Annotated in this window: 17 protein-coding genes and 1 other RNA gene; 11 read left to right on the top strand and 7 right to left on the bottom strand. The window is 69.3% G+C overall.

Annotated elements, in window-relative coordinates:
- Nucleotides 1-4: 4 nt before the first annotated feature.
- A complete protein-coding gene (lptG, locus tag ACYQ6W_RS16965; RefSeq protein WP_459676940.1) occupies nucleotides 5-1117 on the bottom strand; it encodes an LPS export ABC transporter permease LptG in 1113 nt (370 codons plus the stop codon).
- A 4-nt stretch (nucleotides 1118-1121) separates the two neighbouring features.
- Nucleotides 1122-2297, bottom strand: coding sequence for an LPS export ABC transporter permease LptF (lptF, locus tag ACYQ6W_RS16960; protein ID WP_459676939.1), 1176 nt, complete (start codon nucleotides 2295-2297; stop codon nucleotides 1122-1124).
- Nucleotides 2298-2442: 145 nt separating this feature from the next.
- On the opposite strand from lptF, the gene ACYQ6W_RS16955 reads away from it, so the two are divergent.
- Complete coding sequence (locus tag ACYQ6W_RS16955; RefSeq protein WP_459676938.1) at nucleotides 2443-3036, top strand: hypothetical protein; 594 nt, start codon at nucleotides 2443-2445, stop codon at nucleotides 3034-3036.
- Here ACYQ6W_RS16955 and ACYQ6W_RS16950 read toward each other — a convergent pair.
- The gene (locus tag ACYQ6W_RS16950; RefSeq protein ID WP_459676937.1) at nucleotides 3033-4082 is read right to left on the bottom strand and encodes a GlxA family transcriptional regulator; all 1050 of its coding nucleotides are present in this window, start codon (nucleotides 4080-4082) and stop codon (nucleotides 3033-3035) included. The genes ACYQ6W_RS16955 and ACYQ6W_RS16950 overlap by 4 nt on opposite strands.
- A 33-nt stretch (nucleotides 4083-4115) precedes the next feature.
- Between ACYQ6W_RS16950 and ACYQ6W_RS16945 the strand changes: the two genes are divergently transcribed.
- The gene (locus ACYQ6W_RS16945; RefSeq protein ID WP_459676936.1) at nucleotides 4116-4742 is read left to right on the top strand and encodes an isochorismatase family protein; all 627 of its coding nucleotides are present in this window, start codon (nucleotides 4116-4118) and stop codon (nucleotides 4740-4742) included.
- 3 nt (nucleotides 4743-4745) lie between these two features.
- Here ACYQ6W_RS16945 and nudC read toward each other — a convergent pair whose 3' ends face one another.
- Nucleotides 4746-5690 (bottom strand): NAD(+) diphosphatase, encoded by a 945-nt coding sequence (gene nudC, locus ACYQ6W_RS16940; protein WP_459676935.1) that lies wholly within the window; start codon nucleotides 5688-5690, stop codon nucleotides 4746-4748.
- A 69-nt stretch (nucleotides 5691-5759) separates the two neighbouring features.
- Between nudC and ffs the strand changes: the two genes are divergently transcribed.
- From ffs to ACYQ6W_RS16910, 6 genes are all read left to right on the top strand, one after another.
- Nucleotides 5760-5857: signal recognition particle sRNA small type (gene ffs / locus ACYQ6W_RS16935), an RNA gene on the top strand.
- A 79-nt stretch (nucleotides 5858-5936) separates the two neighbouring features.
- The gene (locus ACYQ6W_RS16930) at nucleotides 5937-7913 is read left to right on the top strand and encodes a DNA polymerase III subunit gamma/tau (protein WP_459676933.1); all 1977 of its coding nucleotides are present in this window, start codon (nucleotides 5937-5939) and stop codon (nucleotides 7911-7913) included.
- Complete coding sequence (locus ACYQ6W_RS16925; RefSeq protein ID WP_459676932.1) at nucleotides 7910-8233, top strand: YbaB/EbfC family nucleoid-associated protein; 324 nt, start codon at nucleotides 7910-7912, stop codon at nucleotides 8231-8233. Before ACYQ6W_RS16930 ends, ACYQ6W_RS16925 begins: the two co-directional genes overlap by 4 nt.
- Nucleotides 8234-8251: 18 nt before the next feature.
- Entirely contained in the window at nucleotides 8252-8845 is a 594-nt protein-coding gene (recR, locus tag ACYQ6W_RS16920) for a recombination mediator RecR (RefSeq protein WP_459676930.1), read from the top strand.
- A gap of 138 nt (nucleotides 8846-8983) precedes the next feature.
- A complete protein-coding gene (locus ACYQ6W_RS16915) occupies nucleotides 8984-9445 on the top strand; it encodes a glycine zipper domain-containing protein (protein ID WP_459676929.1) in 462 nt (153 codons plus the stop codon).
- A 152-nt stretch (nucleotides 9446-9597) separates the two neighbouring features.
- The gene (locus ACYQ6W_RS16910) at nucleotides 9598-10062 is read left to right on the top strand and encodes a CsbD family protein (RefSeq protein WP_459676928.1); all 465 of its coding nucleotides are present in this window, start codon (nucleotides 9598-9600) and stop codon (nucleotides 10060-10062) included.
- A 25-nt stretch (nucleotides 10063-10087) separates the two neighbouring features.
- On the opposite strand, the gene ACYQ6W_RS16905 is transcribed toward ACYQ6W_RS16910, so the two are convergent.
- From ACYQ6W_RS16905 to ACYQ6W_RS16895, 3 genes are read right to left on the bottom strand one after another with little or no spacing between them, the layout of a single operon-like run.
- Nucleotides 10088-10897 (bottom strand): arginyltransferase, encoded by an 810-nt coding sequence (locus ACYQ6W_RS16905; protein WP_459676927.1) that lies wholly within the window; start codon nucleotides 10895-10897, stop codon nucleotides 10088-10090.
- Nucleotides 10898-10952: 55 nt separating this feature from the next.
- Nucleotides 10953-11414: an RDD family protein gene (locus ACYQ6W_RS16900; RefSeq protein ID WP_459677121.1), complete on the bottom strand. Its 462-nt coding sequence runs from the start codon at nucleotides 11412-11414 to the stop codon at nucleotides 10953-10955.
- Between the two features lie 5 nt (nucleotides 11415-11419).
- Nucleotides 11420-13723, bottom strand: coding sequence for a penicillin acylase family protein (locus ACYQ6W_RS16895; protein ID WP_459676926.1), 2304 nt, complete (start codon nucleotides 13721-13723; stop codon nucleotides 11420-11422).
- Between the two features lie 204 nt (nucleotides 13724-13927).
- Here ACYQ6W_RS16895 and ACYQ6W_RS16890 point away from each other — a divergent pair, with 204 nt between their 5' ends.
- The 3 genes from ACYQ6W_RS16890 (at nucleotide 13928) to speE (ending at nucleotide 16368) form a co-directional block, all read left to right on the top strand.
- Complete coding sequence (locus tag ACYQ6W_RS16890; protein ID WP_459676925.1) at nucleotides 13928-14764, top strand: alpha/beta fold hydrolase; 837 nt, start codon at nucleotides 13928-13930, stop codon at nucleotides 14762-14764.
- A 181-nt stretch (nucleotides 14765-14945) separates the two neighbouring features.
- Entirely contained in the window at nucleotides 14946-15407 is a 462-nt protein-coding gene (gene speD / locus ACYQ6W_RS16885; RefSeq protein WP_459676924.1) for an adenosylmethionine decarboxylase, read from the top strand.
- Nucleotides 15408-15501: 94 nt separating this feature from the next.
- Nucleotides 15502-16368: a polyamine aminopropyltransferase gene (gene speE / locus ACYQ6W_RS16880; RefSeq protein ID WP_459676923.1), complete on the top strand. Its 867-nt coding sequence runs from the start codon at nucleotides 15502-15504 to the stop codon at nucleotides 16366-16368.
- Nucleotides 16369-16446: the final 78 nt, after the last annotated feature.

Genomic DNA, 16446 nt, shown 5'->3' with positions numbered 1-16446 from the left:
GTCCTCAACCGTCTTCGAGATGCAGCAACAAGGCGAGCGCCAGCATGAGGCCTGCGGCCGATGGCGCCCAGGCTGCCAATACCACGGGCAGCGCGCCGGACTGCCCGAATTGCTGTGCGACCTGCGACAGCATGAAGAGGGCGAAGCCGGAGGCGACGCCCCCGCCGATCATGCGGGCGATGCCGCCGCGCCGGCTGGTCTGCATCGAAAAGCCTGCCGCCACCAGAGACATCGTGGCGCAGAGCAAGGGAAGAGCCAGCAGCGCCTGGAAGCGCAGCCGGTGCGCGACGGAGGAGAAGCCGGAGCGTTCCAGCACCCGGATGAAGCCGGGCAGCTGCCAGAAGGAGAGCGCGTCGGGGGCGGCGAAGCTCTGCTGGATACGGCTCACGTTGAGATCCGTCGGCAGGCTCATGACGTTGGGCGCCGTCGGCACCTGGCCGGGGACCAGGACGCGGGCATTGGCGAGCAGCCAGGCGCCGGGAGTGAGCTTCGCATTCTGGGCTTCGATCCGGTCGATCATCTTGTCGTTCGCGCCGATGCGGAACACCGTCATCGGCCCCGTGGTGAGCACGTCTTGGCGCATCATCACGCCCGTCGCGTGGATGATGGCGAAGCCGCCCTTCTGTTTCGTCTCGTCTCCCTGGCGCAGCCAGAGCTGGCCACCGTTGAGGGCGAGCGGCCCGCCGCCGGCATCGAGGAAGGTCTCCTCGATGGCATTCGCGCGGGCGAAGAACATCGCCGAGACCGGGCTTACCGCGATGTCGGCGAAAATACCAAGCGCGAAGGCGCAGATGATGGGGCCGAGCAGGAACTGCCAGGCGGAGAGGCCGGCGGCGCGGGCGACGACGAGTTCGGAAGACCGCGCCAGGCGCCAGAAGGCCCAGATGCCGCCCAGGAGGATGGCGAAGGGCAGGATTTCCAGCATGGCCCAAGGCATGCGGAACAGCGCCATCTCCACGACGAGGCCGAAGGTCGCGTCCGGCCGGGTGGCGGCGCGCCGCAGCAGTTCGAGGAAATCGAAGAGCGAGACGAGGCCGGTGAGCGCGCAGAGCATCGCGATCACCGAGATGAGGAAGAGGCGGCTGATATAGGTGGCGAGGATGCGGGAGAGGAACACGTCGTCAGCCCTCGCTCTGCCCGGGGGTGGGGGTGGGCGTGGCCGGAACGGGCGGCGGCACCTGCATGCGCTCGCGCCGGAACAGCAGCCAAGCCGCGATCAGCCCGGGCAGGATCGCCTGTAGCCAGACGAGCGGCAGGAAGGCGCTGTTGCGCGCCGCAAGATTGCCGAAGCTGAGGCCGAGGGCGACGAGGCCCACCGTGACGCCGACGCCGATCATGGGACGGGCGAAGCCGCCATGGCGGCGGAAGGCGCCGGTCAGCACCGAGGCGAGGGCGACGAGCGTGTAGGAGATGACGGTGAAGGGCTCCGAGAGGCGCCGATGCGCCTCCTCTCGCCATTTCGGGATGTCCTGCGGGCGGACCTCGTTCGGATTCGGGTGCAGCAGCTCGCGCAGCGACACTTCGGAATCGTCGCGGAAGCGCGTGTCGTCGCCGCTGGCGCTCGACGACAGGTTGATCTCGTTCTCGCTGAAGGTCAGCAGATTGAGCCGCCCGGTCTTCTTGTCCACCTCCTGGCGCGCGCCATTGAGCAGGATGACGCTCGGCCCATGCAGCCCGGGCACGATGTGCCCGCTCTGGGCGATGATGGTGGCGGCGTTCGCCGGGTCTCGCTCGTCATCCACCAGAATGCCATGCAGCATGCCGTTCGGATCGCGCTTGCGGACATAGACGGTGAGGTTCGGCGAAATGGTGGTGAAGACGCCTTCCTGGATCAGGAAGGCCGCGATGCGGTTGCGGATTTCGAACTGGTATTCACGGAAGGCGGCGAAGCTCGCCGGCACGACCGAGATGTTGAGCCACAGGCAGAGAGCGGCGATGAGCGTCGCCAGCACCAGAGAGGGCCGGGCCAGAGCGAAGGGAGAGAGGCCTGCCGCCCGCATCACCGTCAGTTCGCGGTCGCCGGCCAGGCGCTGATAGACGAATTGCACCACCACGAACATCGTGATGGGCAGGATGACGGCCACGAAGCTCGGCACCAGCAGAACGGTGAGCCGCAGAAAGACCACGGGCGACAGGCCGCGATTGACGATCAGTTCGACGAAGCGCAGCGACTGCGTCAGCCAGATCAGCGCCACCAGAGCCAACGTCACCGCTACGAGCGCCACGAAAATCTGGCGCAGGATGTAGCGGTCGAGCCGCCGGAGCGGGTTACGTATCGGAAAGGAGGCGAATGCCATCAGCGGTGTTCATATCCTTCGGGCCCTGCTGAGCGGCATGTCAGGGGCGCGCGCTTGTACTGGAGGCCGCGCAGATTCACAAAAACGACCTTTCGCGGCCCGTGCGTCCCTGCCATAGCGGGGCGATTCCGGCTATAGGATGTCGATGAAGAAGACGAAGCCGCCGAGAGTGCGGCCGCCGGCCCACCGCCTGCGCGACGCGCTGCTCCTGCCCTTGGCTCTGCTGCTCGTGCTCTTCGAGCTGACCTTGCAGACGATTGCCCGGGCCGTGCGTCACTTCGGGCCGCTGCGCCGGCTGGAGGCGGCGATCGCGCGCTTGCCGCCCTGGGCCATCCTGCCGCTCTTCCTCATCCCCGAAGCCATGAGCCATGTCGGCGGTTTCTACGCCGCCTATCTTCTGGCCCACCGCAAGCTCGTGGCGGCGACGCTGGTCGCCATTCTGGTCAAGGGCGTGGGCCTCGCCGTCGCACTCTGGATCTATCAAGCCTGCCGTCCCGCTCTGATGACGATCAGATGGTTCGCATGGCTGCATGGCAAGGTTGCGGCAGCCCGCATGTGGGCAATGATCCGCATCGGCCCCGCGCTCCGCCGCGTGCGGCGGGCGCTGGCCGCGTTGCGGGCGCTGGTCCCCTGGCACCGGCGCCGGCCGGAACCAGGGGCGGCGCATAGCGGCCGGCGCTTCGCCGCCATCCGCGTGCATGTTCGCCTCCGCGTCCGGCGGTTGCGGCGCTTCCGCTAGGCGGGCGCCGCCGCCGAGAAGTGCCGCCGGTAGTCGCTGGGCGCAACGCCGAGCTGGCGCAGGAAAGCCCGGCGCATCCGCTCCTCGTCTCCGAAGCCGCAGCGGCTCGCGATGCGGGCGACCGGCGTCGCCGTTTCCGTCAGCATGCGCCGCGCCGCTTCCAGCCGAAGGGTCTCGACGGTGCGGGCGGGCGTGGTGCCGCAGCGTGCGGCATAGGCGCGGGCGAAGCTGCGTGGCGACATGCCGACCTGTTCCGCCAATGCCTCGACGCGCAGATCGGCCGTCAGATTCTCCCCGATCCAGGCATGCAGGGCCTCGAAATCGCCCTGGCGGTCGGCGCTCTGCGCCGCGAGCAGTCGGCTGAACTGAGCCTGGCCGCCCGGCCGCTTGAGAAAGACGACGAGACTCTGCGCGACGGCGAGTGCCACGGCGTGGCCGAGATCCTCTTCCACGAGAGCGAGGGCTAGGTCGATTCCCGCGGTGACGCCGGCCGAACTCCACACCGTGCCGTCTTGCACGAAGATCGGGTCGGTCTCGACGCGCAGGCTCGGATAGCGCGCGGCGAGGTTACCGCACTCGGCCCAATGGGTTGTGGCGCGACGGCCCTCCAGCAGCCCGGCGGAGGCGAGCAGGAAGGTGCCCATGCAGACGGATGCCGTGCGCCGGGCCCGTGCGGCGGTGGCACCAAGCCAGGCGCGGAGGGCGAGGTTGTCCTCCTCCTGCCGCACCGTGTCCCCGCCCGGCACGATGAGCGTGTCGGGCGCGGCCGCGGCGTTCCAGGCTTCGGTCTCCAGGATGATGCCGGTGTCGCTGCGCACGGGGCCGCCCCGTTCGGAAACGGTGCGCAGCCGGTAGGCCGGGCGGCCGGTGCGCGCTTCATGCTCCTCGGAGGCCAGGGTGAAGACCTGAGCCGGTCCCGCGATGTCGAGCAGCAGGGCGCCGGGGAAGGCGAGGATCATGATCTCGCGCGGGGCGGCGGCGCTGGCAGGAAAGGAGGGCTGCTTGTCCTTCAGGTCGGAGGCGGACGGGTTCAGCATGCCGCTCATACGCATCCTCCTGAACCGGAACGGATCATCGCCATGACCGACGCATCCTCCCCTGTCAACGCGGGGCCTGCCCGCACCCTGCTCGATCTCGGCAATGCCGTGCCGCCGCAGCCCAAGCTTGGCGACAGCGTGCTGATCGTCATCGACGCGCAGGAAGAATATCGCAGCGGCGGCCTGCCGCTGACCGGGATTGAGGCGGCGGTCGGCCATCTCGCGGCGCTGATCGGGGCGGCGCGTGCGGCGGGTGCTGCGGTGATCCACATCGCCCATCGCGGCGCCGAGGGCGATTTCTTCGATCCGGTGGGCAAAGGTGCCATCATGGCCGAGGTCGCGCCGATCGAGGGCGAGCCCGTGCTGTGGAAGCCCGAACCCTCCGCCTTCACCGGCACCGATCTCGCGGACCGGCTGGAGGCGCTCGGCCGCCGCAGCCTCGTCATCGCCGGCTTCATGACGCATCTCTGCGTCAGTTCCACCAGCCGGGAAGCGATGGAGCGGGGCTATGCGGTGACGGTCGCCGCGGACGCCACGGCGACGCGGCCGCTGCCCGACGCGCTCGGCGGCGTTGATCTCACGGCGGGGGAGGTGCAGCGCGCCGCGCTTGCAGCGCTTTCCGACGCCTTCGCGCGGATCGAACCGGCTGCCGCCGCGCTGCAGGCCTGACGCTCAATCGCCTTCGGCCAGCCAGTCCTCGATCAGGCGGCGGGCGATGCTGTCCGGCCCCGGCAGGCGGAAGCCATGCGCTTCCGCGTTGCGGCATTGCTCGCGGGTGAACCAGCGCGCATCGGCCAGTTCCGCGTCATGGAAGGTGATCTCTTCGGATAGGCCTTCGGCATGGAAGCCGAGCATGAGGGATTGCGGGAAGGGCCAGGGCTGGCTCGAGTGATAGGTGACGGTCCCGACGGCGACACCGGTTTCCTCGGCGACCTCGCGCCGCACCGCTTCCTCCAGGCTCTCGCCCGGCTCCACGAAGCCCGCGAGGGTGGAATACATCCCCTCCGGGAAGCGACTGGCATGGCCGAGCAGGGCCCGGTCGTCCTTCAGCACCAGCATGATCACCGCGGGGTCCGAGCGCGGGAAGTGGTCCGTCCCGCAATTCGTGCAGTGCATGACGTGGCCCGCGCTTTGGGGCACGCAAGCGCCGCCGCAGACGCTGCAGAAGCGTGTGCGGCTCTGCCAGTGGATGAGCCCGCGCGCATAGGCGAGGATCGCCGCTTCGCCCTCCGGCAGGCTGCCGCCCAGGCCGCGAATGTCGGCAAAGGCCGCGCCGTCGGTCGGCAGCAGGATCTCCGGGGCCTCGTGCTGGTTGAGGTCGAGGGCGAAGACCGGCCGGCCCTGCCAGGCACCAAGGAAGATCCAGTGCTCCTCCTGCGGCGCGAAGCGCGCCGCCTCGGCGCCCGTGAAGAATCGCGCGGTGCTGCCGAGAAATAGGCTCTGCGTCCGCCAGATGGGGGCGATCAGCGCCTCGGGGTGCGCGCGGGCTTCGGCGAGGAAGGCCGCATCGGTGCGGCGTTCGGCCATGCGGTCGAGCGGGGCGCCCGTATAGACGTTCGGGCGCCGGGGGCGAATCGGGGGGAAGGGTAGGTTCTGGGCCACGCGCGTTGTTCGCATGGCATGTCCGGCCCGACAAGCGGCGATGGCGCTTGCGAGGCGCGGCCGGCGCGCGTAGATAGCGCCTCAGGGGGGTCGGCGGCGGACGAGCGCCTTGCCAACCCGGTCAGGTCCGGAAGGAAGCAGCCGTAACGAGTTCCGCTCGGGTCGGTGTCCGGCCCCCCGCTTTCCCAACATCCCCATCGGCCCGACCCATCCCCGCTTCGGCACTTGCCTACCGGCCGCTCCTGTCGTGTAGAAGGGCGCGTGGCCGAGAACGACACCCCTGACGATCCCTTGCCCGAACCGCCGGCCCCCGAAGGGGGCGGCCTCTTCGGCGATGCGCCGGCCGGCCATCAGGCCGAAGCCCCGTCGGCTGCCTATCGCGTGCTGGCACGGGCCTATCGTCCGGCCCGATTCGAGGATCTGATCGGGCAGGAGGCGATGGTGCGCATTCTGCGCCGCGCCTTCGCGACCGGACGCATTGCCCATGCCTTCATGCTGACCGGCGTGCGCGGCACGGGGAAAACCACCACCGCCCGCATCATCGCCCGCTGCCTCAACTGCACCGGGCCGGACGGGCAGGGCGGCCCGACCGCCGATCCCTGCGGGGTCTGTCCCAATTGCCGCGCCATCATGGCCGATCGTCATCCGGATGTGATCGAGATGGACGCGGCCAGCCGCACCGGCGTGGATGACGTGCGCGAGATCATCGAGGCGACGCGCTTTCGCCCGATGGAAGCGCGGGTGAAGGTCTTCATCATCGACGAAGTCCACATGCTGTCGCGGAACGCCTTCAACGCGCTGCTCAAGACACTGGAAGAGCCGCCACCGCACGTGAAGTTCGTCTTCGCGACGACCGAGCTGCGCAAGGTGCCGGTCACCGTGCTCTCCCGCTGCCAGAAATTCGACCTGCGTCGCGTGCCTGCGGCCGAACTCGCCGCCCATTTCGGGCGCATCGCGGCGAAGGAAGGGGTCGCCGTGGAGCCGCCGGCGCTGGAACTGCTGGCGCGCGCCGCCGATGGTTCGGTGCGCGACGGCTTGTCGCTGCTCGATCAGGCGATCGTGATGGGGGCGGCCGAGGGGGGTGCGATTACTGCCGAGGCGGTGGCCGACATGCTGGGCCTCGCCGATCAGGGCCTCGTCTTCGATCTTCTCGAACATGTGATGGCAGGCCGCGCGCCCCAGGTGCTCGCCATTCTGGATCAGGCGCATGAGCGCGGCGCGGATGCCAGCCTCGTGCTGCAGGACCTGCTGGCGCTGACCCATCTGCTCAGCCGCCTCAAGGCCTCCCCCGATCTGCGCGACAGTGCCGAGTTGCCGCAGTTGCAGCGCCAGCGCGGCGCGGCGCTCGCCGAGCGGCTGTCGCTGCCGGTGCTGGGCCGCGCCTGGCAGATGCTGCTCAAGGGCGTTTCCGAAGTCGAACAGGCGCCAGACCGGCGGGCCGCCGCCGAGATGGTGCTGATCCGCCTCTGCTACCTCGCCGACCAGCCGACGCCGGGCGATCTCGTCCGCCGTCTGACGGGCCAGGGAGAGAGCGTGCGGCCGAACGCCGCGCCGCCGGGCCTGCCCGAAGGGGGCGATGGCGCTCCGCGGGCGATGATGGGCGGCGGCGGCAGTGCGGTGCTGCGCGCCGTACCCGCCGTGGCAGCCCCCGAGGCCGCGGCAGTGGCCGCCCCCGAGACGGCGCTTGCGCCGCCTGTCCTCGATGGACCGCCGCCGCACGACCCGATACCCGCGAGCTTTCGCGACGTCATCTCCCTGGTGCGCGACCGCGGCGAGATGACGCTCTACGGCCATCTCCTGCACTCCGTGCATCTCGTCCGCTATGCGCCCCCGGTGATCGACATTCGGCCCGAGCGGGATGCGCCGCGGGATCTCGCCAGCCGCCTCGCGGCACTCCTGGCGGAGACCACTGGCCAGCGCTGGACCATCGCGCTGTCGCATCAGGATGGCGAGCCGACGATCGACCAGCAGCGTCAGGCGGCCGATCTGCAGCGGGAGGAGGAAGCGGCGAGCCACCCGCTCGTGCGCGCCATCATGGAAGCCTTCCCAGGTGCGCGGCTGCAATCGGTACGCGATCCGCTGGCTGACGAATACCGGCTGCCGCCGGCCGTGGCCGCGGCGCCCGACATCGCCGAGGGCAGTGACCCGGATGATCTCGTCCTGCCGGACGACATGCCGGACTTCGCGCCCTTCGACGCCGAGTTGATCGACGAGATGGATATGGAGAACGACCGATGAAGAATCTCGCGGGCCTCATGAAGCAGGCCTCCCAGATGCAGCAGAAGATGCAGGAGATGCAGGCGGCGCTCGAGCAGGCCGAGGTCGAGGGTCAGGCCGGCGCCGGCATGGTGACCGTCGTGCTCAGCGGCAAGGGCGACATGAAGCGCGTCAAGATCGACCCGAAGCTGGCCGATCCCGCCGAGATGGAGATGCTCGAGGATCTTCTGCTCGCGGCCCATGCCGATGCTCGCCGCAAGGTGGACGCGATGTCGGCCGAGCAGATGCAGAAGGCGACCGGCGGGCTGCAGCTGCCGCCCGGCATGAAGCTGCCGTTCTGAGGAGCGGGGCCCGCCGGCATGGGCGGCCCTGAAATCGACCGGCTTGTCGGGCTGCTCGCGCGGCTGCCGGGGCTCGGCCCGCGCAGCGCGCGGCGCGCCGTGCTCAAGCTGCTGCAACAGCCCGAAACCCGCATGCTGCCTCTGGCGCAGGCGCTGGTGGAGGCGGCGCGCGCCGTCCACCCCTGCGGCATCTGCGGCAATCTCGATGCCCAGGACCCCTGCGGCATCTGTGCCGATCCAGGCCGCGACCGCACGCTGATCTGCGTGGTCGAAGGCGTGGGCGATCTCTGGGCGATCGAACGGGCGGGGGCGCATCGCGGCCTCTACCACGTGCTCGGCGGCGTGCTGTCGCCGCTGGCCGGGATCGGGCCGGAGGACTTGGACGTCGGTGGCCTGCTCGCGCGGCTGGAAGACGGGACGGTGCGCGAGGTCATTCTCGCCCTCGGCGCGACGGTGGATGGCGCGGCCACGGTGCATTGGCTGGGCGATCGGCTGGCTTCGGCCGGTGTCACTGTCAGCCGCGTCGCCCAGGGCGTTCCGATCGGCGGGGCGCTGGAGGTGCTGGACGACGGCACGCTGGCGACGGCGCTGCGCGCCCGCAGGCCTGCCTGAACCCCGCCACAAAGGTCGTTTCAATATGTTAAAGTCTCTGCGCCGCCCGGGGCTGGCCAGCGATTTCGATTTTCATTTAAGAGGTTGATCCGCGGTCCTCCGTCAGGAGGGCACAGCATCCTAAAGGGGAAACACACGATGATCCGGCTGAACACCATCAAGATCCTGGCGCCGCTCGCGGCCCTCGGCGTGCTGGCTGGCTGCGCCGCACCGACACCGACGGGCCCGACGATCACCGCCGTTCCCCCGGCCGGCAAGAGCCTCACCCTGTTCCAGAACGAGGACTACACCTGCCGTAACTATGCGCAGCAGGCGGTGGCCTATCCGGCGGCGACCCAGAACAGCCAGGGCAATGGCGTCGCGACTGCCGCCATCGGCACGGGTCTCGGTGCGGCGGCGGGTGCGCTGCTGGGTGCCGCCGCCGGCAATGCCGGCATGGGTGCGGCGATCGGCGCCGGCGCCGGTCTGCTCGGCGGTTCCGCCGTGGGTGCGAGCCAAACCCAGCACAAGGCGCAGGGCCTGCAGCAGATCTACAACAACGCCTATGCCCAGTGCATGACCTCCAAGGGCAACGGCATCGTCCCCGGCTACGGCTACTGACCGACGACGCCTAACGCGCGACGCGGGAGCATCGGACGCCGATATCGGCGGGGCCGGTGCTTCCCATCGCCGGAATCCCTCCCATCTGATGGTTCATGCCGGGTGGCGTCGCCTTGCGGGCGCGCCACTTCCATCAGAAAGGAGCGTTCCGCATGAACAAGGATCACATCGAAGGCGCTTTCGACGAAGCCAAGGGCACCGTGAAGGATGCCGTGGGCGGCGTGATGGGCGACGCGAAGACCCAGGCCGAAGGCAAGGCCGACAAGATCGCCGGCCGCGCCCAGCAGGTTTGGGGCGACGCGCGTGACGCCGTCGACGATCTGGCGGCCGACGCGGCGGAGGCCGCGGCCGAACTCGCCGATCATGCCGAGCCGGCCTTCCGCCAGACCGCCGAGGCCGTGCGCCAGAAGGCCAGTGCGCTGGGCGGCAAGGTCTACGAAGCCGGTTCCGCCGCAGGCAGCACCGTCGCTCATACCGTCAAGGAACAGCCTATCCTGACGCTGATCGGCGCCGCGGCGATCGGCTATCTCGCAGGCTATCTGCTGCACTCCTCGTCGAGCCCCTTCGCGCCGGAGCCGGAGCCGCGCTACCGCCGCATGGCGCGTCGCTGGAGCTGAAGCGTCGTCACGCGGGGCGGCGCGGTCAGCCCGTGCCGCCCTCCGCGGGCCAGACGCTGGAGACGGCTTCGCTGAAGCGCGCTTCCTCGGTCGCAGGCGCAGGCTCGGCCGCCTCGTCGGCCATGATCCGCCAGGCGCCACCGCTGAGGATCTCGAAGGGCCGAAAGCGGGTCTTGTAGGCCATCTTCCGGCTCTCGGAGACCCAGTAGCCGAGATAGACGTAAGGCAGGCCCATCGACCGGGCCTGCGCGATCAGATGCAGGATCGTAAAGCTGCCGAGGGATTTGAAGGCGCTACCGGTCTCGTAGAAGCTGTAGACCGCGGAAAGCCCGTCAGCTAGGCGGTCGATCAGGCAGCAGCCCACGAGGCTCTGCGCCGGGTCCCGGAACTCCACCAGGAAGGTGTCGATAGGCGTGTCCTCGATCATCGCCCGGTAGTCATAGAAGCTCATCGCCGCCATGTCGCCTTCGGCATGGCGCGCGCGCTGATAGCGCTGGAATAGCTGATACTGCTCGACGCTCGCGATTGCCGGCACTTCCCGCGCGGTCAGCGCGATGTTTGACCGCAGCAGGCGGCGCTGGCTGCGATCCGGCTCGAAGAGACCGACGGGGATGCGGATCGGCACGCAGGCGCGGCAACTGGGGCAGACGGGGGCATAGGCGATGTTGTGGCTGCGGCGGAATCCGGCGCGGGACAGCCGGTCGTGCAGAGACTCGGCCTCCGGCCCCGTGAGTTCCGTCACCACCTTGCGCTCGGTGCGGCCCGGCAGATAGGGGCAGGGCAGCGGTGCGGTGGTGTAGAAGAAATTCGGCCGACGGATGGTCCGGTAGTTCATCGCCGCCATAGGCCTCCTGCTCCGCGCGGGCTGCGCGGCTTCTGCAGATGTCGTGTCACCATCGCCGCGGCTCCAGGGCGCCCGCGCGCACGATGACAAGACCGGACAGCATGTCGTGGATCGCGCGGCGCCGGACGGTGAAGAGGGCGACGGCCAGCCAGATCACGCCGGCCAGGAGCGTGAGATAGAGCAGACCGGTGAAAGCGATGGCCTGCACCAGCGTGGCGCGGCCCAGATCGTCCGACCGCCGGGTGGTGAGGCCGACGGTCATCTGACCGGGCGTCGCCATCGCGGGGCTCGCGATCCAACCCGCGAGATAGACGAGGGCGACCAACAGCACGAGATGCGCCGGCCCGTGCAGCAGGCCGAGGCTCATGACGTGGATGAGTGCGAAGACCAGGGCAAACCCCAGGGTCAGCAGCATGATGAGGAAACTGTCGATGAAGAAGGCCGCCACCCGGCGGCTCGGCACGCCCCAGGTCAGGCTGTCGTCGTCAGCGGGCAGGGCGTTCATCATCGTGCTCACGGCTGGGATTTTGGCATGATCCTGATCTGCCGGGAAACAACATTCGGTTCCGGTCCGAGTTGCACGCGGGCGCCCGCGCGCCAGCGTTGCAGGAAATCGAAGGCGTGCTGATCCAGCAGATCGCCGGACTGGCCGGGTGCAATGATGAAGAGGCTGCGGTCGAGATTCGCGATGTCGTAGACGCCGCGGAACTCCGCCCCGTGCACGGCGGTGAATTCCGCGCGCCCGGGCCCGAAGCCCGGCGCCTGGGCCTGCACGGTGGTCTCATCCCCCGGCACCGGCACCTGCGCGTCGCCGAGGGCGCCGATCACAGGCAGCCGCGCCACGATCGGATGCGCGAAGAGCGCCGGATGCGCGCGGCCCCAGCGCCACTTCGCGGCATCCGCGCCCCAGAGCGGCCGCAGCTTGGCGATGGCATCCTGGAGTGCTGGTCCCAAAGCGGGGCGGCAGTTGCCGCTGCACCACAGCGCCGCCGCCCGGTCTGCACCGGCCTCGGGCAGCAGCAGGCTGAGCACGAAGCGGTCCCGCGCGACGGCGGGGCTGTCCTCCGGCACGCCGTTCGCCTTCAGCACGCGGTCGCCGAAGGCGCGCATCCAGGCATCGAAGATGAGCGGCTGCGGCAGGTCCGCGCTCATCCGTCCGTCCCAGCTCTGCAGCAGGGTCAGTGCAGCGGCGGCCGGATCCTGCGGCGGCAGGCTCACCGTCTTCAGCACCGGCAGCAGGCGCTGGGCGAAGTTGCTGACGACGTCCATCTGCATGGCGGCGAAGCCGCGCAGACTGGTTTCCGGCTGGGCTGCGAGCAGGGTGCGGATGCGGGTGGCGCGCCAGTCGCCGTAGGTGTCGCCACTGATCATGACGGGAAAGTCAGGCCCAGCCGTGGGTTCGTTTGCGTTGACCAGAAAACCGGACGGTGGATTGACAGCGTGCGGCAGGGCGGCCCCGCTGGCCCAGCCCGTCCAGTCATGCGCGCCGTCCGCGCCATCCACCGGCCAGCGCCCGTCACCGGCGCGCCGCACCGGCACGCGGCCCGTGGTGTAGAAGGCGATGTTGCCGGCGGTGTCGGCTGCCATGAGATTCTGCACGGGGCTCGTGATTTGCGTTGCCGCAAGACCCGCATCCGAGACCCAGCGCGCATTGTCCAGTGCGAGGAGACCGTTTGCCGCCGTGTCGTGCGGGGCGAGGCTCGCCATCTCCACGGTGAGCACCGTGCGTGCCTCGGGTCCGTCGCCAATCACCGGCCCGTGCCGCGTCGTCCGCACGTCGAGCACGACGTCCGGCTGACCGCGCACCTGGATGACTTCGCGGCGGTGGCCGAAGGGCCGCGGTCCGTCCGGCGTCTCGTAATGCTGGCCGTCGGTGGTCACGTGTTCGATGAACACGTCCTCGGTATCCGCGCCCGTGGTCGTGAAAGTCCAGGCGACGTGCTGATTGTGGCCGATGACGAGGAAGGGGACGCCGGGGACGGTGGCGCCGGCCAGAAGGCCGTTCGGCGTATCGATGCGGGCGAGATACCAGATGCCGGGAAAGCCGTAGCCGAGATGGGGGTCGCCGGCGAGCAGGGGGCGCCCGGTATCGGTGTGGCTGCCCGCCGCGGCCCATTCGTTGGAGGCTTGCGCCGGCTGGGTGAAGGGCTCTGGGAAATGGCGCAGCAAGGCGAGCGTCCGACGTGCCATTGCGGCCGTGCCCGGCGGCATCGCCGCCGCTTCGTCCGTCCGCTTCGTGGGCAGTGCCGGCGGCCACAGGCTGTCGATCTGGGCGCGCGGCATGGTGCCGGAGAGCGAGAGGCGCGCAAGCTCCGCCTGCCAATTTCCCGAGAGCCAGAGGCCCATCATCTTGCCCCAGAGCAGGCTGTCCGCGACGGTCCAGGGGGCAGGGCGGCCCAGCAGCACGTATTCGGGGGCGGCGAAGCGCCCGCGTTTGGCAAGCCAGGCGTTCACCCCATCCGCATAGGCCTGCAGCATGGACCGCGCCGCGGGCGACAGGTCGGCGACATCGGCCTCCGCGCTGGCCCGCAGCCCGAGCGTCCGCATCTCGCGGTCATTGTCGAGCGCGCGGGGGCCGAGCAGGGCCGCGAGGGTGCCACCCGCTGCCCGCCGCATCAGGTCCATCTGGAAGAAGCGGTCCCGCGCATGGACGTAGCCGAGAGCGGCGGCGGCATCCGTCTCGGAGGCCGCCCGGATGAAGGGAATGTCGTTGCTGTCGAAGGCGACGCCGACGGGATCGGTGACCGTCGCGATCGTCACCACGTCGTCCTGCGGCGGCAGAATGCGCCAGAGGATGGCGGCGAGAGTCGCAGCCACGATGCAGACCAGCAGGACGGCTGCCGTCAGCGCGCGTCTCCACGCCCGTGAGAAGCGGCGCCGGGCGGGGCGGCCAGCCGGGCTGCGCCTGTCCTCGGTCTCTGCGATGATGGCGGTCCCCGATGGTTGAAAGCCTTTGCCGCAAGGGTCATGACTGGGGCGGAAAGTGCAAGTGCCGTCTGCATGACGGTCGGGAGGAATGCCATGGAACCGCGGTCAGGCTCGGTCCGCTATCTGCTGACGGACGGCTTTCACGACATGGCTTTCACCGAATGGGGACGGGCAGGGGCGCCGGCCGTCGTCTGCGTTCATGGTCTGACCCGCCAGGGGCGGGATTTCGACCGCCTGGCGCGCAGCCTGGCGCCTGACTTTCACGTGATCTGCCCCGATCTGCCGGGGCGCGGCGGGTCGGACTGGCTGTCCGATGCCAGCCTCTACCAGCCGCTGACCTATGTGACGGCGCTCGCCGCCCTGCTCGCGACCCTGCCGCCGGCCGTGCGCTGGGTCGGCACCTCCCTGGGCGGCATCTGCGGCATGATCCTGGCGGCTCAGCCGAAGACGCCGATTATCCGCATGGTTTTGAACGACATCGGCCCCTTCATCCCGGAGGCGGCCGTGGCGCGGATTCGCGACTATCTGGAGCCGCCGCCGGTCTTCACCGACCTTGCCGCGCTGGAAGCCCATCTGCGGCAGATCCATGCGCCCTTCGGCGTGCCGGACGACGGCGCCTGGGGCGAGATGGCGGCGGCCTCGCACCGTGCGGTGCCGGGCGGGGTGACGCTGCATTATGATCCGGCCGTGGCACTCGCCATGCGCGCGGGGGCCGTGGCGGACGTCAACCTCTGGCCGTTCTGGGAAAAGATCGAGGCTCCGATTATGACGATCCGCGGGGCGTTGAGCGATCTTCTTCTTCCCGAGACCTTCGCACAGATGGCGCGGCCGGAGGGCGTGCAGCTTGAACTCGCAGGCGTCGGCCACGCCCCCGCGCTGATGGACGCGGCGACGATTGATGCCGTGGGGCGGTTTTTGCGGCAGGATTGAACCAGCCATCCGTCTCGGGGGAGAAACTCTTCCCCAAATGCATAGCCGGGGACGGCCCCGGTGGCCATAATTTCACTTGCGCCCTGGGGCCCCTGCCCGCATAACCCGCCGCCTTGGCCCCAGGGGGCATGCCATGAGGGCATGTCCAACAGGCCGTCCTACTGGTTGAGGGAGCATGCGCATGAACGCACTTGCCCGACTGGGGATGGTCTCGGATTTCCCGAGCGAGAACCAGACGTCTGCAATCACCGCCGAGGCGGAGGCGCAGAAGGATTATTGGATCGAACGCGACGGGCAGCGGTTCGCGGGCACGCATCTGCTGGTCGATCTCTGGGGTGCGAGCAATCTCGACGCGCCGGATCACATCGACCGCGCCCTGCGCGAGGCGGCCATTGTCTCCGGCGCCACGATCCTGCATTCGCATTTCCACCACTTCTCCCCGAATGGTGGGGTGTCCGGCGTGCTCGTGCTCGCCGAGAGCCACATCTCCATCCACACCTGGCCCGAGAAGAACTTCGCTGCCATCGACATGTTCATGTGCGGCGAATGCGACCCCAACCTCGGGATCCCGGTGCTGCAGGCGGCCTTTTCGCCGTCGCGGATCGACCTGGACGAGCAGCGCCGCGGCAGCCGCGGCGAATAAGCCGTCCAACCACCTCCCTCGCTGCGTGAAACGCATCCCGCCTGTGGCGCCTGCCACGGGCGGGATGCGCCCGACATGATTTTCGGAGCAGGCCATGGCGACCGATAGCTGGCTCAACGAAACCCTCTATCCCGACTGGGGGCAGCGCTTCCGTGTGAAGCGGGAACTCGCCCGCGTACAGAGCGACTTTCAGGACATCGCAGTCTTCGAGAGCGAGAGCCATGGCCGCGTGCTCGTGCTCGACGGTGTGATCCAGATCACCGAGGGCGACGAGTTCGTCTACCAGGAAATGCTGACGCATGTGCCGCTGCTGGCCCATGGCGAGGCGCGCCGCGTGCTCATCATCGGCGCGGGCGACGGCGGCGTGCTGCGCCGGGTGCTCGAGCACAGCACGGTGGAGAAGGCCGTGATGTGCGAGATCGACGGTGAAGTCGTTCGTCTCGCCAAGGAGTTCATGCCGGGTATCGCGGGCGACGCCTGGACCAACCCGCGTGGCGAAGTCATCATCGGGGACGGCATCGACTATGTGCGCCGCGCGCCCGATGCGAGTTTCGACGTCATCATCGTCGATTCCACCGATCCGATCGGCGTCGGTGAAGTTCTCTTCACCGACGAATTCTACCAGAACAGCGCGCGCATCCTGACCGCCGGCGGCCTGATCGTGAACCAGTGCGGCGTGCCCTTCATGCAGGCCGACGAGCTGCGCGAGACGAGCCTGCGCCGCCGCCAATTCTTCCCGCATGTCGGCGCCTATGTCGCGGCCGTGCCGACCTATGTCGGCGGCTTCATGACGCTCGGCTGGGCGGCGAAGCAGCCGGGCATCGCGCGCGTTGACGTGGAAACCATCCGGTCGCGCGCCGCGCGCGCCGGGATCCTCGGCCACACCCGCTATTGGACGCCGGAGGTACACCATGCGGCCTTCCAGCTGCCGCCCTATATCGCGGAGCATCTGCCGGCCTGACCGGCCTCTTCCCAGCGGCTCGGATCGCCTTCATTCTTGGGTGCCCCGAGCCGTGAGGAGAGAGACGATGGCGCGTGC

Source organism: Acidisoma sp. 7E03 (assembly GCF_054665075.1).
This window is presented reverse-complemented; position numbering and strand designations above follow the sequence as displayed.